Source organism: Ectothiorhodospira lacustris (genome assembly GCF_022227845.1).
GTDB lineage: Bacteria > Pseudomonadota > Gammaproteobacteria > Ectothiorhodospirales > Ectothiorhodospiraceae > Ectothiorhodospira > Ectothiorhodospira lacustris.
Map to the genome: position 1 here is coordinate 58,765 of NZ_JAJNQN010000004.1, position 24,637 is coordinate 83,401.

A 24,637-nucleotide genomic window follows, 5' to 3' on the forward strand; every position below is an offset into this window, starting at 1 on the left:
CCTTTTCAGGCGGCCAAGGGTATGTTGGGAAGCGGAAGCTGTCGTTGGATGATCATAGCATGGGTCCGGGCTTGGTTCGTGGCGGGGCCGCGTCTGCGTCACTGCGGCTGGAAAATACTGTAGAATCCCGGCTGGTCGATTCATTCAGGACAAGGCGTTGTCTTGGGCGATATTTGCCGATCGTACCTCCTCTATCCCCCGGGGCTCAGGCCGCCGAGCCACTTTAAATAATCCGTTCCCGCCCGATGACTCATAACTCCTCGACCCTCATTCGCAATCGAAAGCGTCAGGCCGGCATTTTCAACGCGTTGAAACAGAGTCGCTCTCTGCTCATGATGTATGCCCCGGAGCGCAGGCAGCAAGGGCTCACCCAGATCATTGAACCGGATCTTGATGGTGAGGAAGTGCTGTTTGATATTCCCAACGATGAAGCTCTGGTGAAGGTGCTTGAAGAGGGGGTACGTCTGACGGTGAGCGGTTTGCTTCAGGGTGTGCCGGTGCGTTTTGATACCTGCGTCATTCGTCGTGATCAATACGATGGTGAAGAAGTGTTGGCCTGCCGGTGGCCCGACGCGCTGGATTATCAGCAACGTCGCAACGCTTTCAGGGTGCAGATTCCCCGCGGCATGGACGGCCATGTCCTGTGGTTTCGGGAGCGACGCAGGCATCACCCGCCTGCCGGGGAGGCTCAGGTAGACGTGGATGAGGACCTGCTCCATGAGAGTCGCCCTTCGGATCTTTCCATTCAGGGCATGTGTCTGGAATACGAGGCGGTGGAAGGTGATGATCCGCAGATCGGCGATGCCGTGTTGATCCGGGAGCTTCGCATCGGCAACCAGCTGTGGTCGGATCTTCGTGCCGAGGTGCGAAGCATCCAGGTGCTGGAGAGTCGGTCCCTGCTGAGACTGGGGGTGCTGTTTCTGGAACTCAGTCCCAGTACGGATCGCTCATTGAACCGCTTGTTGATGGAGCTTCAGCATGATGCCGCCCGGCGGCTATGAAGGCCTTGAGGCGATCGGCAGGCCCACCAGTTCTCCCCAGCTCATGGGCCGTCCGAACAGATAGCCCTGAAAGGCGCGGTAACCCAGGTCCTCCAGAAAGGCTTTTTGCTCCGGCGTTTCCACGCCTTCGGCCAGTACTTCCAGACCCAGCCCCTCGCCCAGAGACAGGGCTGCCCGCATCAGGGAAGCATCATCTTCGTGGTCCAGGGCCCGGTGCAGGAAGCTTTCATGGACCTTGATCTGATCCAGGGGTAGCCGTCGCAGATCTCCGACAGACAGTTTCCCGATTCCGAAATCATCCAGGGAAAAGCGCAGGCCGCAAGCCCTGAGTCGTTGCATCCTGGCAATGGCTTCTCCCATATCCCCATCAAGGCTCTCTTCATTGACTTCCAGGCGGATGCGATGAGGATCGACGCCGGTTTTTTCAATCGCTTCCGTCATCATCGCTTCCAGTCCCGGCTGGCGGAACTGCCTGGGGCTCAGGTTGATGGCCAGTACCACATTTGACCAGTCGCGATGCTCACACCAGCGTTTCATATCCTGAAACCCCTGTTCCATGATCCACTGCCCGATGGAGAGCATCAGCCCGGACTCCTCCGCCACCGAAATCACCTGAGCGGCACTGATGAGGCCTTGCCGGGGGTGTCGCCAGCGCAGCAAGGCTTCCGCCGCCCGGATGCGGCCATGGTGATCATATTGTGGCTGGTAATACAGGGTCAGATGTCGATTGATCATGGCCTGGTGCAGTTCATGGACCATGATGGAGCGGGTTTCCAGTGACGATTGCATGGAGGGTTCGAAGACGCGTATGCCGTTGCGCCCCTGACGTTTGATCTCATACATGGCCATGTCGGCCTGTTGCAGCACCTCTTCGGCACTGACGGCATGGCCGCTGAAGAGGCTGATGCCGATGCTGGGGGTTGCGACATGTTCCAGCGTGTTGAGGATGTAGGGCCTGCCCATGGCATTGAAGATCTTGTCGCCGATATCCCGCGCCATCTTCAGGGCCTCTTCTTCCTGCGAACCCAGGTTTTCCACCATTACGATGAATTCATCCCCGCCCAGCCGGGCCACCGTGTCCATCTCTCTGACGCAAGTCTTGAGCCGCTGCCCCACCTGTTGCAGCAGCAGGTCTCCAGTGCTGTGTCCGTAGGTATCGTTCAGGGCCTTGAATCGATCCAGATCCATGAACAGCAGGGCCCCGTACTGACCACTGCGCTTGCCGGAGACCACCGCCTTGTCGAGTCGGTCCAGCAGCATGCGTCGGTTGGGGAGCTGGGTCAGTGCGTCATAGAAGGCCATTTGTGCGATGCGCTCATTGGCCTGTTTCTGCTCGGTCACATCCCGGATGACCGACATGACCTCCCAGTCATTGAGCTTCACCAGCCGGGCCTCGAAGGTGCGCCGGTCGCCGGATACGTCCAGCGTGTATTCCACGAAATGCATGCGGTCCTCCGCCAGGACTCGCCGAATGGCGTCCAGAAGGCGAACGGCGATCTCCAGGGGCAGCACGTCGGACACGTTCTTGTGCAGGAAGGATTCGGGGGATTTGTAAAGGAGGCTTTTCTGACCGGCATGCCAGTCCAGATAACGCCCGTCATGGCTCATGCGGAACATCAGGTCGGGCATGGCCTCCAGCAGGGCGCGGTTATAGCGTTCGCTTTTTGCCAGCGCCGCCTCCACCTCCTTGATGCGGGTCTGGTCGAACAGATAGCCGCGCAGACGCCCCGTGGGTCCCGTGTCATTGCGTTCCGGGCGGGTGAAGTCGTAAAACCATCGGTAGTGCCCGGACTTGTGGCGCAGGCGGTAGGATTGCTCGAATTGAGTCGTGTCGGCTTCCATGTGCTCCCGGTGCTCTTTGAGTATCCGCGCACGATCCTCCGGATGGATCAGGTCATCAAAGCAGAATCCCGGGGTACGCAGCTCATCCGGTGCATATCCCAGCAGGTCAAGGGCATTGTCCGAGGCATAGAGGATGCGTCCGGTCTCGACCGACTCCCAGATGATGAGCATCACCGGGCCGGTGGCAAACAGCCGCCGCTCTTCCCGGAGCTGGCGCTCTGCTTCCTTGCGGCGATGGATGTCTTTGTTCACCCCGATCACCCGCGTGGGCCTGCCCTGCGAGTCCCGGCTGATCACCTGCCCCTGGTCCAGGATCCATAGATAACGGCCATCCTTGCAACGCAGTCGGTATTCCGACTCGTAGATCGGGGCAAGGCCGTCCAGGTGCCGTTGGAGATCCTTCAGTACCCTGTCCCGGTCGTCGGGATGCAGGCGCGCCTCCCAGGCATCAAGCGACGGGGATATCTCTTCGGGCGCATAACCCAGCATCAGTGCCCAGCGGGGAGAGTGATAGGTCTGCCCGGTGACGATATTCCAGTCCCACAGACCCTGATTGCTGCCCTCCAGGGCAAAGCGCCAGCGCAGCTCATTGTCCTGAATCGTGGTGTGCTGTGCCTCGGCCTGAACCCGTAGACGGATGTTCTCGTTGAAACTGGCCTGAATGCGCGAGGCGCTGACGAAGACGAACAACAGGAAGAGGCAGACGATCAATCCGGCCATCACGGACAGGGCCCCATCCTGTAGCAGCAGGGCAATGGCCAGCGGCACGAGCATCGGGGCGACCAGAAACAGGGTGGACAGCCGGTCGGTGGCCAGGGCGATGATGGCCCCGGCGGTGATGCCGGCGATGGCAAAGGCCAGGAAGGCCTGGAAGCTCAAGTCACCGGACTGGGTGAGCAAGGTGCAGCCGATGCCCCAGCCGATGCCGGCGGCCAGGGTGCTGGCCCTGAAACGCCACAGCCAGACAGGGTGCTCGGGGGTGTCGGTGCGCCGAAAGGCCAGCCACAGTCTGCCCCGGAGCAGAGCGACCAGCAGGACGAGGCAGAACCAGCCCAGCAGCGGGAGGGCCGGCAGCACGGGCAAATGAATCAGGCCCAGGATGGCGGCCGCGCCGATAGACACCGCCGTGGTGGCGGGCAACCCCTCGTAGAGGTAGCGTGTCTTTTCGGTTTCCATTTCCAACATCCCGTGACCTCCAGGCCCAGGTCGGGCCGCAACCCGAGCATGTCATCTCCGGCCGCAAACTTGCCGGACTCCTGTCGTACGCTGGTCCCGCCCGAGGCTCCCCCGGCCCTTACGTGGAGGCCGGGGACGGGACTTTGTCCTTGAAATCACAAAGATCGGCGATCAGGCATTGCCCGCACTTGGGGGCGCGAGCGGTACAAGTATAGCGGCCATGCAGGATCATCCAGTGATGGGCGTCCTGTCTGAATTCGGCGGGCACCACGCGCAGCAGTCGTGTTTCCACCGCCGACGGGGTCTTGCCCGGCGCGATCCCGGTGCGGTTGGCGACGCGGAAGATATGGGTATCGACGGCGATGGTGGGTTCGCCGAAGGCGGTGTTCAGCACCACGTTGGCGGTCTTGCGCCCGACCCCGGGCAGGGCTTCCAGGGCGGCCCGCTCACGGGGCACTTCACCTTGCCACTGATCCACCAGGATACGGCAGGTCCGGATGATGTTTTCCGCCTTGCTGTTGTACAGGCCGATGGTACGGATGTAGCCCTTGAGCCCTTCCAGCCCCAGGTCGAGGATGGCCTGGGGGGTGTCGGCCACGGGGAACAGCAGGGCCGTGGCCTTGTTGACACCCTTGTCGGTGGCCTGAGCCGAGAGGATCACGGCGATCAGCAGTTCAAACGGGGTGCGGTAGTTCAATTCCGTGGCGGGGTGGGGGTTGGCCGCCCGCCAGCGGGTGAATATCTCCCGGCGCTTGTCATTGTTCATCCGTCCGCCTCAGGCCCGGGCCTCCCTGAGGGCTTCGGCGCGACGGGCTGCTCGTTTCTCCAGTCGGTCATCCACCAGGTTCTTCATGGCCAGCAAGAGGCCCAGGCCGATGAAGGCCCCCGGTGGCAGGATGGCCAGCAAAAAGCCCCGGTAGTCTTCGATCAGGGTCACGGTGAGTCCCCGTGCCGCCTCGCCGAACATCAGGTGCGCCTGATCGAACAGGGTGCCCTGGCCGATGGCCTCGCGCATGGCACCCAGGGCCACCAGCACCAGGGTGAAGCCGATACCCATGATCAGCCCGTCGACAAAGGCCTTGGGGATGGTGTGCTTGGAGGCAAAGGCCTCGGCCCGACCGATGATGGCGCAGTTGGTCACGATCAGCGGGATGAAGATCCCCAGCACCAGGTAGAGTTCATGGAAGTAGGCATTCATGGCCAGTTCGATGGCGGTGACCACCGAGGCGATGATGAGCACATAGATGGGGATGCGGATCTCCGGTCGCACCCAGTTGCGGATGAAGGAGACGCTGACGTTGGAGGCGATCAGGGTCAGGGTGGTGGCCAGTCCCAGCCCCAGGGCATTGACCACCGTGCCGGAGATGGCCAGCAGGGGGCACAGGCCCAACAGCTGCACCAGGGCGGCGTTGTTGTACCAGAGGCCATCGGCGACGATCTTGCCGTAGGGGGTGTCATTCATCAGTGTGCGCCTCTTCATCCGTGTCATCGACGGGCATCGGCTCGAATACCTGTTCCCGATGGGTGTCGAAGTAGATCAGGGTATCGCGTACCGCACGCACCACCGCCCGAGGGGTGATGGTGGCCCCGGTGAACTGGTCGAAGATGCCGCCGTCCCGTTGCACCGCCCAGCGTTCCACCGGCGGATTGCCCAGTTCCAGGTCGTCAAAGCCCAGGATCCAGTCGGAGCGGTCGGCCTCGATGTCATCGCCCAGGCCCGGGGTCTCTCGGTGGCTGACCACCCGCACCCCGGCCACCCGGCCGTCTGCGCGCACGCCCACCAGCAGATGGATATCACCGGAGTAGCCGCCGCGGGCGGTCACGGAGAATACCGCAGCCACCGGTTCATCGGCCAGGCGCGCCCGGTAGACCAGATGGTTGCCGCCACCGAGCAGGGCGTGGCTGAGCACGGTGGTGTCGTTGATGATCTCGTTGTCGTATTCGCCGTCGGGGAGGATGTCATGCAGGCGCGCCAGGGTGGCCGCTTCCCGGTTGGCTTCGATGCGTTCCGCCGTGCCCATGTGGACCAGGGCCACCAGTCCGGCCCCCACCAGTCCGAAGGCGGCCAGCAGGGCCGTGGTGAGATAGATTTCCCGCAACACGTTCCTAGCCCTCCTTGCCGGCGGCAGTCTTGCCGAAGACCCGGGGCTGGGTGTAGTGATCGATCAGGGGCACCATCATGTTCATGAGCAGGACCGCGAAGGCCACTCCTTCCGCATAGCCCCCCCAGGTACGGATGACGAACACCAGCGCCCCCACCCCGGCACCGAAGATCAGGCGTCCCCGGGGCGTGGTGCTGGCGGAGACCGGGTCGGTGGCGATGAAGAAGGCACCGAGAATGGCGGCGCCGCTGAAGACATGGAACAGAGGGGAGGCGTAGATCTCCGGGTTGATGAGCCAGAACAGGCCGGAGAGCAGGGTGAGGGCGCCCAGCATGGCCACCGGGATCTGCCAGCCGATGACCCGGCGCTTGAGCAGCCACAGGCCGCCCACCAAGAACCACAGGCCGATCCACTCCCAGCCCACGCCGCCCAGATAGCCGAAGAAGGGCGAGGTCTGGATCTCGCTGATGGGGTGTGCCAGTCCCACCCCCGTCTGCATCCGGTCCAGCGGCGTGGCGGCGGTGATCATGTCCCAGGTCAGTCCGTCCGGCAGGCGCCCGGCAAAGATGGCGGTGAAGGCCTGGGGCAGGCTCAGGTTCAGCTCGGCGATGACGGAAGGACTCAGCCACAGGGTCATTTCCCGGGGGAAGGAGATCAGCACCACCACATAGCCCACCATGGCCGGATTGAAGGGGTTGTATCCCAGGCCGCCGTAGAGGTGTTTGGCCATCACCATGGCAAAGCCCACTCCCACCAGGGTGACCCACCAGGGGGTCAGCGGCGGCACGGCCAGGGCAAACAGCCAGCCGGCCAGTACCGCGCTCAGGTCGGTGATGTGGGGCGTCAGTGCGCGGCCGCGTACCAGCAGCATCAGGGCCTCGCAGGCCAGGGCGACGGTGACGGCCAGAGAGACGTTGATCAGCACGCCCCAGCCGAAATACCAGGTCATGGCCGCGGTGCCGGGGATGAGGGCCAGCAGTACCTGTCCCATGACCCGGTTGACACTGCGGGCGGGCGCCATGTGTGGCGAACTGAAGGTCTTGAAGCGCATCAGCGGGTTTCGTCGTCGTTATCGGAGACCGGAGCGGCGGCATTCGTGCCCTGTGCTTCCCGGTCGGCCTTGCGGGCCTGGGCCCGTGCCAGGGCGGCACGGATCACCGCCTGCTTGGGATCTTCCGCCCCATCGGTGGCGGTCGTCTGCTGGGTAGTGGCCTGCTTGCGCTTCATGCGCTCGGCCTTTTCCCGTTCTTCCCGTTCCAGGCGTTCCCGTCGCAGTTCATGGCGCTGCTTGGCGGCCTCGGCCTGGCGACGTTCCCGTTCCTGGGACCAGATTTCGTTCTTGGCAAAGCGGTAGTACTGCACCAGCGGGATGTTGCTGGGGCAGACGTGAGCGCAGCAGCCGCATTCGATGCAGTCGAACAGGCTGTATTCCTGGGCCTTTTCAAAGTCACGGGCACGGCTGAACCAGTACAGCTGTTGGGGCAGCAGGCCGGCAGGGCAGGCCTTGACGCATTCCCCGCAGCGGATGCAGGGCATCACCGGGCCTGGGCGCTCCACGTCGGCGGTGCGAGCGGCGATGACGCAGTTGCCGCCCTTGATGATGGGCACTGCGTCGCTGGCCAGGGCAAAGCCCATCATGGGGCCGCCCATGATGAGTCGTTCCACGTCGTCGGTGTAGCCCCCGGCCAGGGCAATCAGGTCTGCCACCGGGGTGCCCAGGTAGACCTGCAGGTTGCGGGGGCGGTTGACGCCGCTGCCGGTGACCGTCACCAGGCGGGAGATCAGGGGTTCACCCAGGACCACGGCCCGGTAGATGGCGGCGAGGGTACCCACGTTGTGGCAGACCACGCCCACGTCGGCGGGCAGGCCTTCGCTGGGCACTTCGCGACCGGTGAGTACGCGTACGAGCTGGCGTTCGCCGCCGGTGGGGTAGATGCTGGGGATGGCGACGATGCGGATATTGTCCCGTTCTTCGCCGCCCAGGGCCTCGGTCATGGCGCGGATGGCCTCGGGCTTGTTGTCCTCAATGCCGAACAGGCAGCGCTCCGGCTTCAAGGCGCGGCGTACCAGGTGCATGCCGGCGATCACTGCTTCCGCCTGGGTGCGCATGAGCATGTCGTCGCAGGTGATGTAAGGCTCGCACTCGGCGCCGTTGATCACCAGTGTGTCGATCTTCTGCTGGGGCCGGGGGTTGAGCTTCACCGCCGCGGGAAAGGCGGCCCCGCCCAGGCCCACGATCCCCGCATCACGTACCCGGTTGCGTAGCTTGACGGGGTCGATGTTGCGGTAGTCTTCGATGGGCGGCATCCGGCTGTCGCCCCAGTCATCTTCGCCGTCGGCTTCGATGACGATGCAGGGGGCGGACAGGCCGGAGGGGTGGGGCACCGGCTGATCACCAATGAGGACGATGCGGCCGGAGGTGGGGGCATGGATGTGGGCGCCCACGTAGGTGTCCGAACGGGCGATGAGTTGTCCCTTCCTGACCTGTTCACCGCGTTTGACCACCGGCACGGCGGCCTCGCCGATGTGCTGTCGCAACGGCAGGATCAGTCGCGGCGGCAGGGGGGCGACGGCCACCGGCTCGGTGGTGCTTTCCGCCTTGTGATCGGGCAGCTTGACGCCGCCGTGGAATCGCCAGAGTTTGTGGGAACTTGCAGTCATGGGGTGTCGTGGTCAGCGGGGGCTTTGGCGCCTCAGGCGCCGGAGCCCGCGGATGCCGGTCGGGCCAGATCCACCAGACAGAGGCGGTCAGCGGCGGTGTCCATGGGGAAAGGCCATTTCCAGGTATTGAGATCCTGGGCGATGGGTATCATGCGGATGCAGTCCACCGGGCAGGGCATCAGGCACAGTTCGCAGCCGGTGCACTGGGCTTCGACGACGGTGTGCAGCTGCTTGGCCGCGCCGATGATGGCATCCACCGGACAGGCCTGCACGCACAGGGTGCAGCCGATGCAGCTGTTTTCGTCGATGTGAGCCAGGGCCTTTTCCTTGACCTTGCCGGCGATGGGCTTGGCGTCGCGGCCCAGAAGATCGGCGAGGGCCGTGAGCAGGCCACTGCCCCCCGGAGGGCAGAGGTTGATGTCCGCCTTGCCCTCGGCGATGGCGGCGGCATAGGGGCGACAGCCCGCGAAGCCGCACTGACCGCATTGGGTCTGGGGCAGCATGTTGTCGATCCTTTCCACCACTGGATCGCTTTCCACGCGAAAACGGATGGCGGAATAGCCCAGGATCATGCCGAACAGGGCAGACAGGGAACTGATGACTAGAACGGCGGCAAGCATGGGCGGTTACATCTCCTGGCTCGTCGGTTACGGCATCCGGTTCAGGGGGCCAGCCCCAAAAAACCCATGAACGCCAGTGACATGAGGCCTGCGGTGACCAGCGCGATGGCACTGCCGCGGAACGGCGCCGGCACATCCGCAGCGGCGACCCGCTCGCGCATGGCGGCAAACAGGATCATGACCAGGGAGAAGCCGGCGGCGGCACCCAGGCCGTACATCACCGACTCCAGGAAGCCATGGCTTTCCTGCACGTTCAGCAGGGCCACTCCGAGCACCGCACAGTTAGTGGTGATCAGGGGCAAAAAGATCCCCAGTACGTTATAAAGCAGCGGGCTGGTCTTGTGTACCACCATCTCGGTGAACTGCACCACGGCGGCAATCACCAGGATGAAGGCGATGGTACGCAGATATTCCAGGCCGAAGGGGGCCAGCAGGTACTCGTTGACCAGATAACTGCAGACCGAGGACAGGGTCAGCACGAAGGTGGTGGCCAGGCTCATGCCGATGGCCGTCTCCACCTTCTTTGAAACCCCCATGAACGGGCACAGGCCCAGGAATTTCACCAGGACGAAGTTGTTGACCAGGACAGTGCTGACCAGGATCAGTGCGTACTCGGACATGGGACTCCCGCTCTCAGATGAGTATCCGCTACCCGGTGTGACGCCTGCAACCGGGCGGACATTGGGGAAATGACATGGTGCTCAATGCTCCAGCCGGATCTGGTGAAAATCCGTTACCACCGGATGGAGGCCATTGCAGTCGGCCGCGCCCTGTCGCTGTACCAGGGTGGTCCGCAGGCCAGCCGCGGCCGCGGCATCCAGCTCCCGCGTATCGTCGCAAAGGAACAGGGCTTCGCCGGGGGCGCACCGGATGCGTTCGGTGATGAGCTTGTAGGCCGCGATGTGGGTCTTGCCGCCGATACGGGTGTCGAAGTTGCCGCTGAACAGGGGGCGCAGATCGCCGGCCTCGCTGTGGGCCAGGAAGTCCTCCTGGGCACGCACCGAGCCGGAAGAGAATATGTGCAGCGTGATGCCCCGGTCATGCCAGGCCCGCAGGCAGGCCACGGCATCCGGGTAGATCTGTCCCTTGAAATCCCCCCGGCGGTAGCCTTCCTCCCAGATCAGGCCCTGCAGGGCCTTGAGGGGCGTGATCTTCTGATCCGCCGACATCCAGGCCACCATGCGTTGCATCAGGGCCTCGTCATCGAGAGAACCGCCGGCATAGGCTCGGATATCGGCCAGCAGGCGTTTCACCTCCGGCACATTGCGGTGGGTATGCACAAACTCAGGCAGGTGCTCCACCGCGTGGGGCAGCAGGACTTCCCGGGTGAAGGAGACCCCGGACAGGGTGCCTTCGATGTCGGTGATGATGGCCCTGATCATGGCCGCGGTTTCCGGGTCTGGATGGGTGTCATCATGGCTTGAGTCTGCGCAGCTGCAGTTCACAGTCAAAGAGGAATTCAAAGGCTTCCACATGATGTCGGGCTTCGGCCACATCATGACCCCAGGTATAGAAGCCGTGACCCTCGATGAGGTAGCCGGGGGTGTCCGGATGCCGGTTCATGTGATCATCCACCTGGGCCGCCAGCTGGGGGATCTCCTGGTCGTTGCCGAAGATGGGGAGCGTGATTGAGGCCTCATGGGCGGGGATGCCCGGCAGGGCCTTGAGGACTTCGCAGTCGGTGAGGGTCAGCTCAGCGCCTTCCACGATGCGGGACAGGACTGTGGCGCTGACGGAATGGGTATGCATCACGGCGCCGATTCGCGGGGAACGGCGATAGAGGATGATGTGCAGAAAAGTTTCTGCGGAGGGCTGCTTGCCGGGGGAAAGGACGTTGCCGTCCAGGTCCACCATCATCAGGCCGTCGCGTCCGAGTTCACCCTTGTGGCGGCCGGATTCGGTGATCACCATGCGGTGATCGTCCAGGCGCGCCGAGAGGTTGCCGGCAGCGGCCGGCATCCAGCCCCGATGATAGAAGAAGCTTCCTGCCGAAATGAGTTGGGCGGCACGTGCCTCAAGGTGCTCGTGTGTCTCTTCCATACCTGCCTGATCAAAGGGAAAAACAGCGGGTTAATGTACGCGACCCATGCGGCCGCGTCCATCCCGCCGCCCCCATCCGTTCAGGCGCAGTGAGAGATGCCCTCGGGGACCTTCATGTTGCGGCACAGGGCTTCCAGGTTTTCCGGATCCGGATTCTGGGCGGCCCGAGCCACATGCTCATGGGTGAGGTGGGGAGCCAGCAGAGTAATGAAATCATACATGTAGCCGCGCAGCCAGGCGCCCCGACGAAACCCGATGCGGGTGATGTTTTCCGACAGCCCGGGTTCAGTGTCCAGGGCTACCAGATCGTCATCATGACCCTTCTCCAGGGCGATACGGGCGATGATGCCCACCCCCATGCCGTGCCGTACGTAGGTCTTGATGACGTCCGCGTCCGCTGCCGTCAGCACCACGTCCGGGGTGAGTCCGGCACGTCGGAAGTCCGCATCCAGCTTGGTGCGACCGCTGAAACCGTCCAGATAGGTGACGATGGGGTAATCCGCCAGCCGTTCCAGGGGAATGGCGTCGGCTCCGGCCAGTTCATGCCCCTTGGGCACCACCACGCAGTGGGACCAGCGGTAGGCGGGCAACACGATCACCTGGCCGGAGGCCAGCATGGGCTCGGTGGCGACGATGAAGTCCACCTCGTCATGGGAGAGCATGTCGGCAATCTGCCGCGGCGTCCCCTGGTGAATCTGTACCCTGACCCGGGGAAACCGATGGCGGAAGGCGTCCACGATGGGGGGCAGGATGTAGCGGGCCTGGGCATGGGTGGTGGCAATGCGCAGATCGCCGGCCTGCTCGTCCCGGGCTTCTTCCGCCGCCGCACGGATGTTTTCCACCTCCCTGAGGATGACTTCGCTGTATTCCAGCACCCGGCGTCCGACGGCGGTCATGCCGGACAGATGCTTGCCGTTGCGCTGGAACAGGGGGACACCCAGTTCTTCCTCCAGCAGTCGGATCTGCTTGCTGATCCCCGGCTGCGAGGTGGCCAGGCGGTCCGCGGCTTCGGAGATGTTGAGGTTGTAGCGTGCAATGGCCTGCAGATAGCGGAGTTGCTGGAGTTTCATGTCGAGATTATCCTGTGATCAAGGCGGTCGAGCCCCGGATCAATCGGCCCCAAGATGGAGCGTTGCCTGTATCAGGTCAAGTATACATATATAATCTTGCGTTATGTATCCACTCCCTTGGGAAACAGCGAACAAGTCCTTTGCCGTCACTCCGAGCAAGCCCTTTGCCGCTATTCCGGACGAGGCCTCAGCCATTGTCCCGAACAAGCCCGTTGCCGTCACTCCCGCGAGTCCTTTGCCGTCACTCCCGCGAAAGTGGGAGTCCAGAATTCCCAGCCCGTGACCGGATTCCCGCCGGCGCGGCAATGGCCTGTACGCATCTCCCTCCCCGGGGGAGTCGGCCTGTCGGCAAATTCTAATGCTCGGGCAGGGTCATCCCCTCGAAGATCCGGTCCACGCTCTCCTGGGTCCGGGCATTCAAGGCCTCATGGATCGTGTCTTCTCCCGCATGGGGGGCGATCAGTTCCATGAAGTGGCACATGAAGCGGCGCAGGTAGACCCCTTTGCGGAAGCCTACCCGGGTGACATTGCCGGTGAACAGTGCCTTGGCATCCAGATAGGCCAGATCCGTATCCTGACCGGGCTCGTAGGCCATATGGGCAATGATGCCGATCCCCAGTCCCAGCCTGACGTAGGTCTTGATGACGTCCGAGTCCGCCGCGCTCAGCACGATCTCCGGCGCGACGCCTGCGTTGGCAAAATCCTGTTCCAGCCGGCCACGGCCGGAAAAACCGTGCACATAGGTGACGATGGGGTAGCCGGCCACGTCTTCCAGGGCGAGGGGTTTGACCCGGGTGAGCGGATGTCCCTTGTCAACCACCACGCAATGGTGCCAGCGATAGGCGGGAATCATGAGCAATTCCCGGTTCACGGCGATGGCCTCGGTGGCAATGGCAAAGTCCACTTCGCCGGAGGCGGCCATCTGGGAGATCTGTACCGGTGTGCCTTGATGGATGAGCAGGTGCACCCGGGGATAGCGGCGTCGGAATTGGGTGATCAGGGGCGGCAGGAAGTAGCGGGCCTGGGTATGGGTGGTGGCGATGCGCAGGGTGCCCCGTTCTTCATCCCTGAAGTCTTCCGCCAGGGCGCGGATGTTCTGCACTTCCCCAAGGATGTTTTCGGCCCGGGCCATGATCTGGCGGCCGGCCGGGGTGACGTGGGTGAAGTGCTTGCCGCTGCGGTGGAAGATCTCCAGCCCCAGTTCTTCTTCCAGCAGCTTCACCTGCTTGCTGACCCCGGGTTGGGAGGTGAACAGGCGCTCGGCAGCCTCCGTCACGTTGAGGTTGTTTTCGACGATGGCCTTCAGGTAGCGCAGCTGCTGGAGCTTCATAGGGGCTCGGGGTGTGTTGCTAATTCTCTTGAGTGATTACAACACAAATTTATATTCTTTCAACCCGTCAGTGGGGATTGCTAGATTTGATTTCAATCAAATGAGGAGATCCCGTCATGGCCCAGTCCAGCATTCATACCCCGGCCCAGGCCCATTATCGGGAAGTTGTGCTCAGACGCCGCATGGTGGCGCTGGAGCGTGAACTGCGTCACCTGGAAGAAGAATTGAATACGGTGCATCAGGGCGCCGGGCAGCGAGGCCTGCCAAGCCGGCAGGCCCACGCACCCGGTTTCAGTCACCACATCCCGGTCGCCGCCGGCTAGAGGCCGGCTATTTCACCCGCATGCCCGGCTGGGCGCCAGTATCCGGTGACAGGATGAACAGATCCTTGCCGCCGGGACCGGCGGCAAGCACCATGCCTTCGGACAGGCCGAACTTCATCTTGCGCGGTGCCAGGTTGGCCACCATCACCGTCAGGCGTCCTTCCAGGTCTGCCGGGTCATAGGCCGACTTGATCCCGGCGAAGACCTGTCGGGTCTCGCCACCCAGGTCCAGGGTCAGGCGCAGCAGCTTGTCGGCGCCTTCCACATGCTCGGCCCGACTGATGCGGGCGATGCGCAGATCCACTTTGGCGAAGTCGTCATAGGTGATCTCCTCCCGGATCGGATCCTGGGCCAGCGGCCCCTTGGGCTGGATCGGCGTGGGTGCCAGGCTTTCCTTCGAGGCCTCCAGCATGGTCTGCACTGCCTGTGGATCCACCCGGGTCATCAGGGGTTCGTAAGTGTTGATGCGGGTGCCCACCAGGGGCTGTTGCACCGCCGTCCAGGTGAGCGCGGGAACGCCCAGGAACCCTTCCGCTTTCTCCGCCATGGACGGCAGTACCGGCCGCAGATAGGTGAGAATGGCCCGGAACAGGTTGATGCCCTGGGTGCAGACGGCCTGGACATGGGCCTGACCGTCTTCCTGCTTGGCCAGGACCCAGGGTTTCTGTTCGTCCACGTACTGATTGGCCACGTCCGCCAAGGCCATGATCTCCCGCATGGCCTGGCCGAATTCCCGCCGTTCATAGAGTCCGGCAATCTCTTCCCCGGCCCGCACGTAGCGGTCATACAGATCCGGGTCCGGCAGGCTGTCGGCCAGGCGGCCGGCAAAGCCCTTGTGGATGAACCCGGCGCAACGGGAGGCGATGTTCACCGCCTTGCCCACCAGGTCGCTGTTCACCCGGGCGATGAAATCGTCCAGGGACAGGTCGATGTCGTCCACGCCGGGGCCGAGCTTGGCGGCAAAGTAGTAGCGCAGGTATTCCGGTTGCAGGTGGTCCAGATAGGTGCGGGCCTTGATGAAGGTGCCCCGGGACTTGGACATCTTCTGGCCGTTGACGGTGAGAAAGCCGTGGCAGTGCACCGCCGTGGGGGTACGAAAGCCCGCGCCGCTGAGCATGGCGGGCCAGAACAGGGTGTGGAAGTAGGCGATGTCCTTGCCGATGAAATGATGCAGCTCCGCCGTGCTGTCGGCGCGCCACCAAGCGTCGAAATCCAGGCCATGCTGCTCGCAGTAGTGCTTGAAGCTGGCCATGTAGCCGATGGGGGCATCCAGCCAGACGTAGAAGTATTTGCCCGGCGCATCGGGGATCTCGAAACCCCAGTAGGGGGCGTCGCGGGAGATGTCCCAATCGTTCAGGCCCGCCTCGAACCATTCCCGCAGCTTGTTGCGGATCTCCCCCTGCAGGCTGCCGGAGCCGGTCCATTCCCGCAGCATGGCGTGGAAGTCGCCCAACTTGAAGAAATAGTGCTCGGACTCCTTTTCCACCGGTGTGGCACCGGAGATGGCGGAGACCGGATTCTTCAGATCCGTGGGGGCGTAGGTGGCGCCGCAGGCCTCGCAGGAGTCTCCGTATTGGTCCGCCGCGCCGCAACGGGGGCATTCCCCCTTGATGAAGCGATCCGGCAGGAACATCTTCGCTTCCGGGTCATAGGCCTGGCGGATGGTGCGCCGGGCGATGTGTCCGGCATCCCGCAGTCGGGTGTAAATCAGTTCGGCAAAATGGCGGTTTTCTTCCGAATGGGTGCTGTGGTAGTGGTCGAAGTCCACCAGGAAGCCGGCAAAATCCGCCCGGTGCTCCCGGCCGATGCGTTCGATCAGGGCCTCCGGGGTGATGCCCTCGCTGCGGGCCTTGAGCATGATGGGGGTGCCGTGGGCATCATCGGCGCAGACATAGAGGCACGTGTTGCCGCGCATCTTCTGGAAACGCACCCAGATGTCAGTCTGGATGTATTCCACCAGATGACCCAAGTGGATGGGACCGTTGGCATAGGGCAGGGCGCTGGTGACCAGAATGTTGCGAGTGTCGGATGTCATGATCTTGGCGGGGGCAGGGAAAATGATTAAAGGTAGCAGGTCGGGCCGGTCGGGGCCAGTTTGTTGGCCCTCCATGAAGTTCTGAGCAAGTCATCTCCCTCCATCCCAGCTATTCCCGCATTTCCGTCATTTCCGCGCAAGCGGGAATCCAGTCGGTGCCGGCGCTCCTGGGGATTCCCCCATCGTCATTCCCGCGCAAGCGGGAATCCAGTCGGTGCCGGCGCTCCTGAGGATTTCCCCCATCGTCATTCCCGCGCAGGCGGGAATCCAGTCGGTGCCGGTGCTCCTGAGGATTTCCCCCATCGTCATTTCCGCGCAAGCGGGAATCCAGTCACGGGCTGAAAAACATGGGCTCCCGCTTTCGCGGGAGTGACGGAAGGTGGTGCAGGGGCGACGGAGGAATGCGCGGGAGTGACGAAGGTGGTGCAGGCGTGGTGGAAGAATGCGCAGGAATGACGGCAAACTGCTCGGGAAGTGACAAAAGAGCCTTTTTCAGCCTTCCCCTGTAGGGTTTTGATGTTTTTTCAGGTTAGATTGGACGCCGAACCGTTTGCTGTTCGCGGATGTCAACGAACCCAAGGATGCATTGCCATGACACGCCACTTCACTGCATTACCCCGACACCTGGCCTGGTTCGGCACCGTGCTGCTCCTGACCGCCTGTGTCACCATCAACATCTATTTCCCCGCGGCGGCCGCCGAGGATGCCGCCCGCACCATCGTGCGGGACGTGCTGGGTGAGACGGCCCAACCCGCCGAGGACAGCCCGTCGGCCGCGCCGACGGCGCCGGATGCCCGCCTGGAGGGCGGCGTTCAGCGTGTCCTGGCATTGATCCTGGATGCGATCATCCCCCCAGCTCAGGCTCAGCAGGCCAACATCAACATCCGTACCGCCGGCATCGATGCCCTGCGGGCCTCCATGCGGTCACGGACGCCGGCACTGCAGCCCCATTTTGCCTCCGGGGCCATCGGCTTCACCCGGGACGGACTGGTGACCCTGCGTGACCTCAATGCCGTGCCCCTGCGGGACCGGGCTGCGGTGCAACGCCTGGTGACGGAGGAAAACGCCGATCGCAACGCCCTGTACCGGGAGATTGCCCGGGCCAATGACCGGCCCGAGTGGGAGTCGGATATCCGCAGCACCTTCGCCCGCGTCTGGGTGCAGGAAGCCCCGCGAGGGTACTGGTACCAGGATGAGCGGGGGCAGTGGCGGCAGAAGTAGCCGGCCGGGTTGAATGGCTTCATCGGCTACAATCCCTACCATGTCGGTCCGATGCCAACCCTCAGCCCCACCCCCCTGGCGCCGTTTCCTGGTCACCCTGTCGGCCTGTCTGGCCCTGTGGTGGATCCTGACCGACGGTGATCCGGGTGGCTGGGTCATCGGCGTCCCCGTGGCCTTACTGGCTGCCGCCTCGGTCTTTACCCTGCCGCCGGGGCGGCGCTACCGTCTGTCCTTGCGCGGTCTGGTGGTGTTCATGGGGTTCTTCCTCTGGCAGTCCTTCGTCGGCGGGCTGGATGTCTCCCGCCGGGCCTTGTCGCCGCGCATGCCGCTGGCCCCCGGGTTCATCGACTACCCGGTCCGGCTACCGCCGGGACCGGCACTGACCTTTTTCATGAATGTGATCGGTCTGCTCCCGGGTACCTTGAGTGTGGGGCTGCATCAGCGCCGTATTCAGCTCCATGTGCTGGACGTGGGCATGCCCCTGCATCCCTCACTGCGCCGGCTGGAAAACCGGGTGGCGGCCCTTTTTAGTCTGCAGCTGGAGGCCTCGTGACATGACCGCATTCTGGCTTTTCGGCGCCCTGTTCCTGCTTCTCACCGTCGCCGTGGGCATGGTGCGGGTGCTGTCCGGTCCCACTCCGGGGGACCGGATGCTGGCAGCCCAACTCTTCGGCACCGCCGGGGTGGCCATCCTGTTGCTGCTGTCCCTGGCCATGGAACAGCCGGCCCTCGTGGACGTGGCCCTGGTCTTCGCCCTGCTGGCGGCGGTGGCCACGGTGGCCTTTGTCAGACAGAGGGGCTTGCCCCGGGAGGGGGGCGATCAGTCATGATGAATCTGGTCATGGATGTCATCAGCATGGGACTGGTCGTGATGGGGCTTGTGTTCTTTGCCGCCGGCAGTGTCGGCATGCTGCGATTCCCGGATGTGTACACCCGGCTGCACGCCTTGACCAAGGCCGATAATCTGGGGCTGGGGCTGGTGGCGGCAGGGGTGGCCCTGCAGGCGGGCAGCCTGCCTCAGGTGTTCAAACTGATCCTGATCTGGGCCCTGGTGCTGGCCGGCGGCGCGGCCGGCTGCCACCTGGTGGCCCAACGGGCGCGCCGCCGAGAATCCCACCGAGCCTGAGGCCCACTTTCATCCATCATGCAAAACCACGCGATGCCTGACGAGATCACCACCTGGCTTTTGATCGGTTTTGATGTCCTGCTGGCCCTCACCCTGCTGGGGGTGGCCTGGCGTCTGCTGGCGGGCCGGGATCTGTTCCGGTCCGTGGTCCTGTTCATCGCCTTCGGATTGCTGCTTTCCCTGGCCTGGGTGCGCCTTGCCGCCCCCGATGTGGCCTTGGCCGAGGCCGCTATCGGCGCCGGTGTCACCGGTGCCCTGCTGCTGGTGGCCCTGGGTCGTTTGCGACGGTTGGAAAACCGATCCCGTCGGGAAGGGAAGAACACTTGATCCGGCGGCGATTTGCTCTCTCCCCGGCGCTGCTGATGAGCCTGGCCCTGGCCGGCCTGCTCATCGTCGTCGTGCTGGATCTGCCGCCACAGCCGGGGCTGGCCGGACCGGTGGCTCAGGCCATGGATCAGGCCGGCGTCGGACATCCGGTCACGGCGGTACTGCTCAACTTTCGCGGCTATGACACCTTTCTGGAACTGGCGGTGCTGATGCTGGCGGTGCTGTCGATCTGGTCCCTGGGGCGCCGTGATCCGATTCCGGCCCGGCCGGTGCAGGGGCCGGTGATGCACGGCACCCTGCGTCACCTGATCCCGGTGGCGGTGGTCACCGGTGGCTACCTGGTCTGGGTGGGCAGCAGCGACAGCGGCGGTGCCTTTCAAGGCGGCGCCGTGCTGGGGGCCGCCGGGGTGATGCTGATGCTGTCTCTTCCTCGTGAAATGCCCATGCCGCCCGCGCTGCTGCAGCGCCTGGGGCTGTCCCTGGGGGTGTTTGCCTTCCTGGCGGTGGGTACCGCAGGTCTGCTGGCCGGCCATGGTTTCATGGGCTATCCCCCGGCCTGGGCCTATCACCTGATCCTGGGCATCGAATTGGCCGCCGCCGTGTCCATTGCCCTGACCCTGGTGCTGCTGTTTCTGGGGGGGCGGTCCCGCAAGGTGCGGCATGACCGTTGACGTCATCAGCCCCCAGATCTATCTGCTCTGCGGCGTGCTGCTGTTCGTGCTCGGGCTGCATGCCCTGGTGGTGCGCCGTCACCTGCTGTTGAAGATCCTCGCCGTCAACATCATGGGTTCCGGGGTCTTCATGCTCCTGCTGGGTGTGGCCGCCCGGGGGGAGGGGGGCATTGATCCGGTGCCCCACGCCCTGGTCATCACCGGCATCGTGGTGGCGGTCAGTGCCACCGCCGTGGCCCTGGTGCTCATGCTCAAGGTGAAAGCGGCCACCGGTCTGGCACGGCTACCCCTGTCCGGGCCGGAGGACTGAGATGCCCTGGATGGATGTCATGGCGGACATGGCCCTGGCGCCCTGGTTGGTGATCCTGCCCCTGGCGGGGGCTTTGCTGGCGGGACTGTGGCCCGCCGCGGCACGGTGGTGGGGCCTGCTGACGGGGCTGCTCACCCTGCCGATGGCCCTGTTGCTGGCGCTGCAGGTCCATGCCCATGGCCCCATGGTCCTTTATCTGGGGGGATGGGTGCCGCCGCTGGGTATCGCCCTGGTGGCGGACGGCCTGGCGAGTCTGATGCTGTTGATGACCGCGGGGGTGGGCCTGGCCATCAGTCTCTACGCCCTGGGCTACCTGACCGGGGAGACAGGGGGGCGCTGGTTCTGGATCCTCTGGCTGTGGCTGTGGGCGGCCATGAATGCCCTCTATCTGTCCGGGGATGTGTTCAACCTCTATGTCACCCTGGAGTTGGTGGTGCTGGCTTCGGTGGCCCTGGTGGCCCTGGCCGGTGGCGCCGCCCCCCTGGTGGCGGCCATGCGTTACCTGCTGGTGAGTCTGCTCGGCTCCATGGCCTATCTGATGGGGGTGGCCCTGCTCTACGGGTCTTACGGGGTGCTGGATCTGCAGGGGCTGGGCGCGCAGGTGGCCCTGTCGGCGGCCCCCATGCTGGCGGCGGCCCTGATGACCGTGGGTCTGATGGCCAAATCGGCCCTGTTTCCGCTGCATGTCTGGCTGCCCCCCGCCCACGGCAGTGCCCCGGCGCCGGTCAGCGCAGCCCTCTCGGCCCTGGTGGTCAAAGTGTCCTTCTACCTCATGCTGCGCCTGTGGCTGACGGTCTTCCCGGCGTTGCCCCTGCCGGGGCTGGACATGCTGATGGGAGCCCTGGCCATGGGTGCGGTGCTCTGGGGTGGCCTCATGGCCCTGCGGGCATCCCGGCTCAAGCAGGTGGTGGCCTATTCTACGGTGGCCCAGGTGGGCTATCTGTTTCTACTGTTTCCGTTTCTCCGGGCGTTCCCGGACGGCTGGAAGGCGGTGGTTTTCTTTGCGGTCGCTCATGGGGTGGCCAAGGCCGCCGTGTTCCTGGCCGCCGGGACCCTGCAACGGGCGGCTGGACATGACCGGTTGGCGGATCTGGGCGCTGTGATGCGCGGCCGCCTCAAAACCAGCTTTGCACTGGGGATCGCCGGGGCCAGCCTGGTGGGACTGCCTTTCACCGGTGGTTTCATCGCTAAATGGCTGCTGGTACAGACCGCCCTTGAAGCCGGTCTTTGGATCTGGGTCCTGATGGTCCTGGGCGGAGGCCTCCTGGCCGGTGCCTACGTGTTCCGGTTGCTGGGACCGGCCTTCCAGCCGGGTCCTGCGGACCCGGGGCAGCCCCTGCCCGCGGTGATGGAATGGGTGCCCCTGGCCCTGGCCCTGTTGACTATCGGCCTGGGCTTTGCCGGCACCCCGGTCCTGTCGTTGCTGACCCGGACCCTGACCGGGGGAGGGGGCTGAGATGGAGACGGGGGGACACATGCTGCTGCTGATTCTCCTGAGCTCCCTGCTGCCCGGGGTGGCCATCTTCTTCCTGAAGGAGCAGCAGTTCGCCCTGCGCACGGCCCTTAACCTGGGGGGCGCCAGCCTCAAATTCCTGCTGATCATCGCGTTGCTGGTGGGGGTATACCGGGACGGCAAGACCTACAGCCTGAGTGTGAATCTGTTGCCGGGAATCGACCTGGTGCTGGCGGCGGATGCCCTGTCCCTGCTGTTTGCCACCCTCTCGGCGGTGCTCTGGCTGGTCACCACCATCTATGCCATCGGCTACCTGGAGGACTCGCCCAACCGCAGCCGATTCTTCGGCTTCTTCAGTCTGTGCGTGAGTGCCACGGTGGGGATCGCCTTCTCCGGCAACCTCATCACCCTGCTGATTTTCTATGAAATCCTGACTTTGGCCACCTGGCCCCTGGTGGTACACCGGGGTACGGCGGAGTCCTTCCGGGCCGGGCGCGTCTATCTGGCCTACACCCTCCTCGGGGGGGCGGTGCTGCTGGGGGCCGTGGTCTGGCTGACCCTGCTGGCCGGTTCCGAGCCCTTTGCCGCCGGCGGTTACCTGCGGGACCTGAGTGCCGACCATGGTCCGGTCCTGATCATGATCTTTGCCATGCTGATGGCCGGGTTCGGAGTCAAGGCGGCCCTGCTGCCCCTGCATAGCTGGTTGCCCCGTGCCATGGTGGCGCCGGCGCCGGTGAGTGCCCTGCTGCACGCGGTGGCCGTGGTCAAGGCCGGGGCTTTCGGTATCGTGCGGGTACTCAACGACGTCTACGGGGTAGACCTGGCGGCGGATCTGGGGGTGACGTTGCCGTTGCTGCTGCTGGCCGTCCTGACCATCATTTACGGCTCGGTACGGGCGGTGTTCGCCGAGGATCTCAAGCAGCGACTGGCCTTTTCCACCATCAGCCAGGTGTCCTACATCATCCTCGGGGTAGCCCTGGCCGGACCCATCGGGGCCGTGGGCGGACTGGTGCATCTGGTCCATCAGGGGGTGATGAAGATCACCCTGTTCTTCTGCGCCGGTAATTTTGCCGAGACCCTGGGTATCCACCGAGTGGACGAGATGCGCGGGGTGGGTCGGCGCATGCCCTGGACCATGACCGCCTTCACCCTGGCGGCCCTGGGCATGATCGGCATTCCGCCGCTGGCTGGGTTCATCAGTAAATGGTACCTGGGCCTGGGTGCCCTGGAGGCGGGGCTGGCCTGGGTGACCGTCGTGCTGGTGGTCAGCAGTCTGCTCAATGCCCTGTATTTCCTGCCGCCGATCCTGCGGGGCTGGTTCAGTCGCCGGGAGGGTCCCTGGCCCGATGAGCGCCATGGGGGCGGGCGACTTGAGACGCACTGGATGTTGCTGCTGCCCACGGTGGCGGTGGCCACCATGGCGCTGGGTATGGGACTGCTGGCCTCCCTGACCATCAGCCCCCTGTACTGGGTGACCTTTATCGTGGAATTCGAGTACGGCTACGACCACATCTGGAGCGCCATCTTCGAATGGGAGACGCCATGACCCCGCAACTGTGGCTGATCCTGATCCCTGCAACCCCGCTGCTGCTGGTGCTGGCGATGGCCCTGCCGGGCCTGGGGCGGCATCTCTGGCGCCTGACCCCGCTGGCGGTGTTGCCGGCCCTGGCAGGCCTGGTATGGTTGCCGGATGGTGCCTGGGCCTTCTATCCCTGGCTGCTGGTGGGTACGGAGCTGGCCCTGGACCCGGTGGGGCGGGGCTTTTTGCTGCTCACCGCCCTGCTGTGGGGGGCGGCTGCCGTCTACGCCCAGGGGTATCTCGGGGCGGGTCCGGCCAGGGTGCGTTTCCATGCCTTCTTCCTGTTGGCCATGGCGGGCAACCTGGGGCTGGTGGTGGCGGCGGACGTGGTCTTTTTCTATACCAGCTTTGCCCTCATGAGCCTGGCCGCCATGGGGCTGGTGGTGCATGACCAGCGCTTCGAGTCCTGGCGGGCGGGTTGGGTCTATCTGGGCATGGCCGTGGCCGGCGAGGTGGCCCTGTTCACAGGACTGATCCTGTTGGTACACGATGCCGGCGGACATGGCATGGTGCGGGTCTGGGAGCAGCCGCCGGATGCGATGGCCGTGGCCCTGCTGGTGATCGGTCTGGGGGTGAAGGCCGGGCTGGTCCCCCTGCATGTCTGGCTGCCCCTGGCCCATCCGGCTGCGCCCACCCCCGCCAGTGCGGTACTTTCCGGGGCCATGATCAAGGCGGGCCTGCTGGGTTGGATGCGCCTGCTACCGCCGGGCAGTGCGCCGGAAGCCCTGGGTACGATCCTGGTAGTGTTGGGCCTGGTGGGGGCCGGCTACGGGGTAGCGGCGGGGGTTTTCCAGTATCGGGCGAAGACCGTGCTGGCTTATTCCAGTATCAGTCAGATGGGGCTGATGACGGCGGGACTGGGGGTGGCGATAGCCCACCCGGCTCTGGCGCCCGCGCTGATATCGGCACTGGTGATCTACGCCCTGCACCATGGCATCGCCAAGGCCGCTCTGTTCCTGGGGGTGGGTATTGCCCAGCGGGTGGGGCGACCGGCGGCACTGGCCTGGTTGCTGCTGCCGGGACTGGCGCTGGCGGGGATGCCCCTGACCAGTGGCGCCGTGGCCAAGATTCTGCTCAAGGCGCCCCTGTACGATGCGCCCGTGGATCTGTCCCTGGTGACCCTGTTGCTGTCCACGGCGGCGGCCGGCACCCTGCTGCTGATGCTGCGGTTCTGGGTGCTGGCCGCCGGTGGCGCGCGCGAGCCTCGTCCGGTGTCGGTATTCCTCTGGCTGCCCTGTCTGGTGCTGGTACTGGGCACGGTACTCCTGCCCTGGGCTCTGGCACCGGAAGGCGCGTTCAAGGCCCTGACCCCCGATCATGTGCTGGCGGTGGCCTGGCCCATGGGTTTGGGACTGTTGATCGGCGGCAGCGGTGTGCTGCTGGCTCGTCTCTGGGGCGGGACCATGCCCCGCTTGATACCCGAGGGGGATCTGTGGGTGCCGCTGGAGTGGGGCGGTCAGGCGGTGCTGCAGTGGATTCGCCGCACCTCGGTGTTCTGGCGGATGCCGGGCGGGAGACTGTCCCGCTGCCTGGTGGATGGATTGCCGCGGCTCTGGGCCGCCTGGCTGGACCGGGTGGCCCATGGGGAGCGGTTGCTGCTGCGCTGGGAGACCCTGGGGCTGATGTTTGTCGGATTGGTGCTGGCGGTGCTGGCGGTGCTCTATCTGGGGGCCGTCATGGTCTCGTCATGAATGGCCTTTAATCTGTCGGGGTTTTTGACAGTTTCCTCCGTCATGCTCAAGCCCCGTTC

The 24,637-nt window shown here is 64.4% G+C and carries 22 protein-coding genes and 2 pseudogenes; 11 read left to right on the forward strand and 13 right to left on the reverse strand.

Going from position 1 to position 24,637, the window contains the following annotated elements; translation table 11 throughout:
- Positions 1–245 precede the first annotated feature (245 nt).
- Complete coding sequence (locus tag LQ956_RS04610) at positions 246–1,001, forward strand: flagellar brake protein (RefSeq protein ID WP_238629617.1); 756 nt, start codon at positions 246–248, stop codon at positions 999–1,001.
- On the opposite strand, the gene LQ956_RS04615 is transcribed toward LQ956_RS04610, so the two are convergent.
- The 12 genes from LQ956_RS04615 to cysB form a co-directional block, all read right to left on the reverse strand.
- Positions 996–4,019, reverse strand: coding sequence for a sensor domain-containing protein (locus LQ956_RS04615; protein WP_238630365.1), 3,024 nt, complete (start codon positions 4,017–4,019; stop codon positions 996–998). The genes LQ956_RS04610 and LQ956_RS04615 overlap by 6 nt on opposite strands.
- A gap of 118 nt (positions 4,020–4,137) precedes the next feature.
- Positions 4,138–4,785 (reverse strand): endonuclease III, encoded by a 648-nt coding sequence (gene nth / locus LQ956_RS04620; RefSeq protein ID WP_238629615.1) that lies wholly within the window; start codon positions 4,783–4,785, stop codon positions 4,138–4,140.
- Positions 4,786–4,794: 9 nt separating this feature from the next.
- Complete coding sequence (locus tag LQ956_RS04625) at positions 4,795–5,481, reverse strand: electron transport complex subunit E (protein ID WP_238622532.1); 687 nt, start codon at positions 5,479–5,481, stop codon at positions 4,795–4,797.
- Complete coding sequence (gene rsxG, locus LQ956_RS04630; RefSeq protein ID WP_238629614.1) at positions 5,474–6,121, reverse strand: electron transport complex subunit RsxG; 648 nt, start codon at positions 6,119–6,121, stop codon at positions 5,474–5,476. Before rsxG ends, LQ956_RS04625 begins: the two co-directional genes overlap by 8 nt.
- A 4-nt stretch (positions 6,122–6,125) precedes the next feature.
- Positions 6,126–7,172, reverse strand: coding sequence for an electron transport complex subunit RsxD (gene rsxD / locus LQ956_RS04635; protein ID WP_238622534.1), 1,047 nt, complete (start codon positions 7,170–7,172; stop codon positions 6,126–6,128).
- A complete protein-coding gene (gene rsxC, locus LQ956_RS04640) occupies positions 7,172–8,782 on the reverse strand; it encodes an electron transport complex subunit RsxC (protein WP_238622535.1) in 1,611 nt (536 codons plus the stop codon). Before rsxC ends, rsxD begins: the two co-directional genes overlap by 1 nt.
- Before the next feature lie 32 nt (positions 8,783–8,814).
- Positions 8,815–9,402 (reverse strand): electron transport complex subunit RsxB, encoded by a 588-nt coding sequence (gene rsxB, locus LQ956_RS04645; protein ID WP_238622536.1) that lies wholly within the window; start codon positions 9,400–9,402, stop codon positions 8,815–8,817.
- Between the two features lie 41 nt (positions 9,403–9,443).
- On the reverse strand, positions 9,444–10,022 hold the full coding sequence (gene rsxA / locus LQ956_RS04650; protein ID WP_238629613.1) for an electron transport complex subunit RsxA: 579 nt from the start codon (positions 10,020–10,022) through the stop codon (positions 9,444–9,446).
- Between the two features lie 81 nt (positions 10,023–10,103).
- On the reverse strand, positions 10,104–10,784 hold the full coding sequence (gene mtnC / locus LQ956_RS04655; RefSeq protein WP_238621621.1) for an acireductone synthase: 681 nt from the start codon (positions 10,782–10,784) through the stop codon (positions 10,104–10,106).
- 31 nt (positions 10,785–10,815) lie between these two features.
- A complete protein-coding gene (locus LQ956_RS04660; RefSeq protein WP_238621620.1) occupies positions 10,816–11,442 on the reverse strand; it encodes a methylthioribulose 1-phosphate dehydratase in 627 nt (208 codons plus the stop codon).
- Between the two features lie 80 nt (positions 11,443–11,522).
- A complete protein-coding gene (locus tag LQ956_RS04665; protein ID WP_238621619.1) occupies positions 11,523–12,512 on the reverse strand; it encodes a LysR substrate-binding domain-containing protein in 990 nt (329 codons plus the stop codon).
- A 355-nt stretch (positions 12,513–12,867) separates the two neighbouring features.
- Entirely contained in the window at positions 12,868–13,842 is a 975-nt protein-coding gene (gene cysB / locus LQ956_RS04670; RefSeq protein WP_238621618.1) for an HTH-type transcriptional regulator CysB, read from the reverse strand.
- 116 nt (positions 13,843–13,958) lie between these two features.
- On the opposite strand from cysB, the gene LQ956_RS04675 reads away from it, so the two are divergent.
- Complete coding sequence (locus LQ956_RS04675; RefSeq protein ID WP_238629612.1) at positions 13,959–14,165, forward strand: hypothetical protein; 207 nt, start codon at positions 13,959–13,961, stop codon at positions 14,163–14,165.
- A 7-nt stretch (positions 14,166–14,172) separates the two neighbouring features.
- Here the strand turns inward: LQ956_RS04675 and metG are convergent, their stop codons facing one another.
- Positions 14,173–16,200 carry a methionine--tRNA ligase gene (metG, locus tag LQ956_RS04680; RefSeq protein ID WP_238621616.1) on the reverse strand — a complete coding sequence of 676 codons (2,028 nt, stop codon included), beginning with the start codon at positions 16,198–16,200 and terminating at the stop codon, positions 14,173–14,175.
- Positions 16,201–16,791: 591 nt separating this feature from the next.
- On the opposite strand from metG, the gene LQ956_RS04685 reads away from it, so the two are divergent.
- The 9 genes and pseudogenes from LQ956_RS04685 to LQ956_RS04725 all read left to right on the forward strand — a co-directional run bounded on the left by LQ956_RS04685 (position 16,792) and on the right by LQ956_RS04725 (position 24,578).
- Positions 16,792–17,421 (forward strand): YdbL family probable chaperone protein, encoded by a 630-nt coding sequence (locus tag LQ956_RS04685; RefSeq protein ID WP_238621615.1) that lies wholly within the window; start codon positions 16,792–16,794, stop codon positions 17,419–17,421.
- 40 nt (positions 17,422–17,461) lie between these two features.
- Positions 17,462–17,974, forward strand: a complete 513-nt coding sequence (locus LQ956_RS04690) for a Na+/H+ antiporter subunit E (protein ID WP_238621614.1) — start codon at positions 17,462–17,464, stop codon at positions 17,972–17,974.
- A gap of 1 nt (position 17,975) precedes the next feature.
- A complete protein-coding gene (locus tag LQ956_RS04695; protein WP_238621613.1) occupies positions 17,976–18,251 on the forward strand; it encodes an MrpF/PhaF family protein in 276 nt (91 codons plus the stop codon).
- A 5-nt stretch (positions 18,252–18,256) separates the two neighbouring features.
- The gene (locus LQ956_RS04700; RefSeq protein WP_238621623.1) at positions 18,257–18,547 is read left to right on the forward strand and encodes a cation:proton antiporter; all 291 of its coding nucleotides are present in this window, start codon (positions 18,257–18,259) and stop codon (positions 18,545–18,547) included.
- A gap of 33 nt (positions 18,548–18,580) precedes the next feature.
- Positions 18,581–19,545 (forward strand): annotated as a pseudogene (gene mbhE, locus LQ956_RS04705) (hydrogen gas-evolving membrane-bound hydrogenase subunit E).
- A pseudogene (locus LQ956_RS04710) lies at positions 19,535–19,852 on the forward strand (NADH-quinone oxidoreductase subunit K); the annotation flags it as partial. The pseudogenes mbhE and LQ956_RS04710, both read left to right, overlap by 11 nt.
- 4 nt (positions 19,853–19,856) lie before the next feature.
- On the forward strand, positions 19,857–21,311 hold the full coding sequence (locus tag LQ956_RS04715; RefSeq protein ID WP_238629611.1) for a complex I subunit 5 family protein: 1,455 nt from the start codon (positions 19,857–19,859) through the stop codon (positions 21,309–21,311).
- A 1-nt stretch (position 21,312) separates the two neighbouring features.
- On the forward strand, positions 21,313–22,854 hold the full coding sequence (locus LQ956_RS04720; protein WP_238621611.1) for a complex I subunit 5 family protein: 1,542 nt from the start codon (positions 21,313–21,315) through the stop codon (positions 22,852–22,854).
- The gene (locus tag LQ956_RS04725) at positions 22,851–24,578 is read left to right on the forward strand and encodes a complex I subunit 5 family protein (RefSeq protein WP_238621610.1); all 1,728 of its coding nucleotides are present in this window, start codon (positions 22,851–22,853) and stop codon (positions 24,576–24,578) included. The genes LQ956_RS04720 and LQ956_RS04725 overlap by 4 nt, the downstream gene beginning before the upstream one ends.
- Positions 24,579–24,637 lie beyond the last annotated feature (59 nt).

Excerpts from the sequence above, each read along its gene's own strand:
- LQ956_RS04660 (WP_238621620.1), bottom strand. The coding sequence starts at position 11,442 with ATGGAAGAGACACACGAGCACCTTGAGGCACGTGCCGCCCAACTCATT.
- rsxC (WP_238622535.1), bottom strand. The coding sequence starts at position 8,782 with ATGACTGCAAGTTCCCACAAACTCTGGCGATTCCACGGCGGCGTCAAG.
- mtnC (WP_238621621.1), bottom strand. The coding sequence starts at position 10,784 with ATGATCAGGGCCATCATCACCGACATCGAAGGCACCCTGTCCGGGGTC.
- LQ956_RS04715 (WP_238629611.1), top strand. The coding sequence starts at position 19,857 with ATGCCCTGGATGGATGTCATGGCGGACATGGCCCTGGCGCCCTGGTTG.
- rsxA (WP_238629613.1), bottom strand. The coding sequence starts at position 10,022 with ATGTCCGAGTACGCACTGATCCTGGTCAGCACTGTCCTGGTCAACAAC.
- LQ956_RS04615 (WP_238630365.1), bottom strand. The coding sequence starts at position 4,019 with ATGGAAACCGAAAAGACACGCTACCTCTACGAGGGGTTGCCCGCCACC.
- LQ956_RS04675 (WP_238629612.1), top strand. The coding sequence starts at position 13,959 with ATGGCCCAGTCCAGCATTCATACCCCGGCCCAGGCCCATTATCGGGAA.
- nth (WP_238629615.1), bottom strand. The coding sequence starts at position 4,785 with ATGAACAATGACAAGCGCCGGGAGATATTCACCCGCTGGCGGGCGGCC.
- LQ956_RS04695 (WP_238621613.1), top strand. The coding sequence starts at position 17,976 with ATGACCGCATTCTGGCTTTTCGGCGCCCTGTTCCTGCTTCTCACCGTC.
- LQ956_RS04610 (WP_238629617.1), top strand. The coding sequence starts at position 246 with ATGACTCATAACTCCTCGACCCTCATTCGCAATCGAAAGCGTCAGGCC.
- LQ956_RS04725 (WP_238621610.1), top strand. The coding sequence starts at position 22,851 with ATGACCCCGCAACTGTGGCTGATCCTGATCCCTGCAACCCCGCTGCTG.
- LQ956_RS04625 (WP_238622532.1), bottom strand. The coding sequence starts at position 5,481 with ATGAATGACACCCCCTACGGCAAGATCGTCGCCGATGGCCTCTGGTAC.
- rsxB (WP_238622536.1), bottom strand. The coding sequence starts at position 9,402 with ATGCTTGCCGCCGTTCTAGTCATCAGTTCCCTGTCTGCCCTGTTCGGC.
- LQ956_RS04665 (WP_238621619.1), bottom strand. The coding sequence starts at position 12,512 with ATGAAACTCCAGCAACTCCGCTATCTGCAGGCCATTGCACGCTACAAC.
- LQ956_RS04685 (WP_238621615.1), top strand. The coding sequence starts at position 16,792 with ATGACACGCCACTTCACTGCATTACCCCGACACCTGGCCTGGTTCGGC.
- LQ956_RS04720 (WP_238621611.1), top strand. The coding sequence starts at position 21,313 with ATGGAGACGGGGGGACACATGCTGCTGCTGATTCTCCTGAGCTCCCTG.
- metG (WP_238621616.1), bottom strand. The coding sequence starts at position 16,200 with ATGACATCCGACACTCGCAACATTCTGGTCACCAGCGCCCTGCCCTAT.
- LQ956_RS04690 (WP_238621614.1), top strand. The coding sequence starts at position 17,462 with ATGTCGGTCCGATGCCAACCCTCAGCCCCACCCCCCTGGCGCCGTTTC.
- rsxD (WP_238622534.1), bottom strand. The coding sequence starts at position 7,172 with ATGCGCTTCAAGACCTTCAGTTCGCCACACATGGCGCCCGCCCGCAGT.
- cysB (WP_238621618.1), bottom strand. The coding sequence starts at position 13,842 with ATGAAGCTCCAGCAGCTGCGCTACCTGAAGGCCATCGTCGAAAACAAC.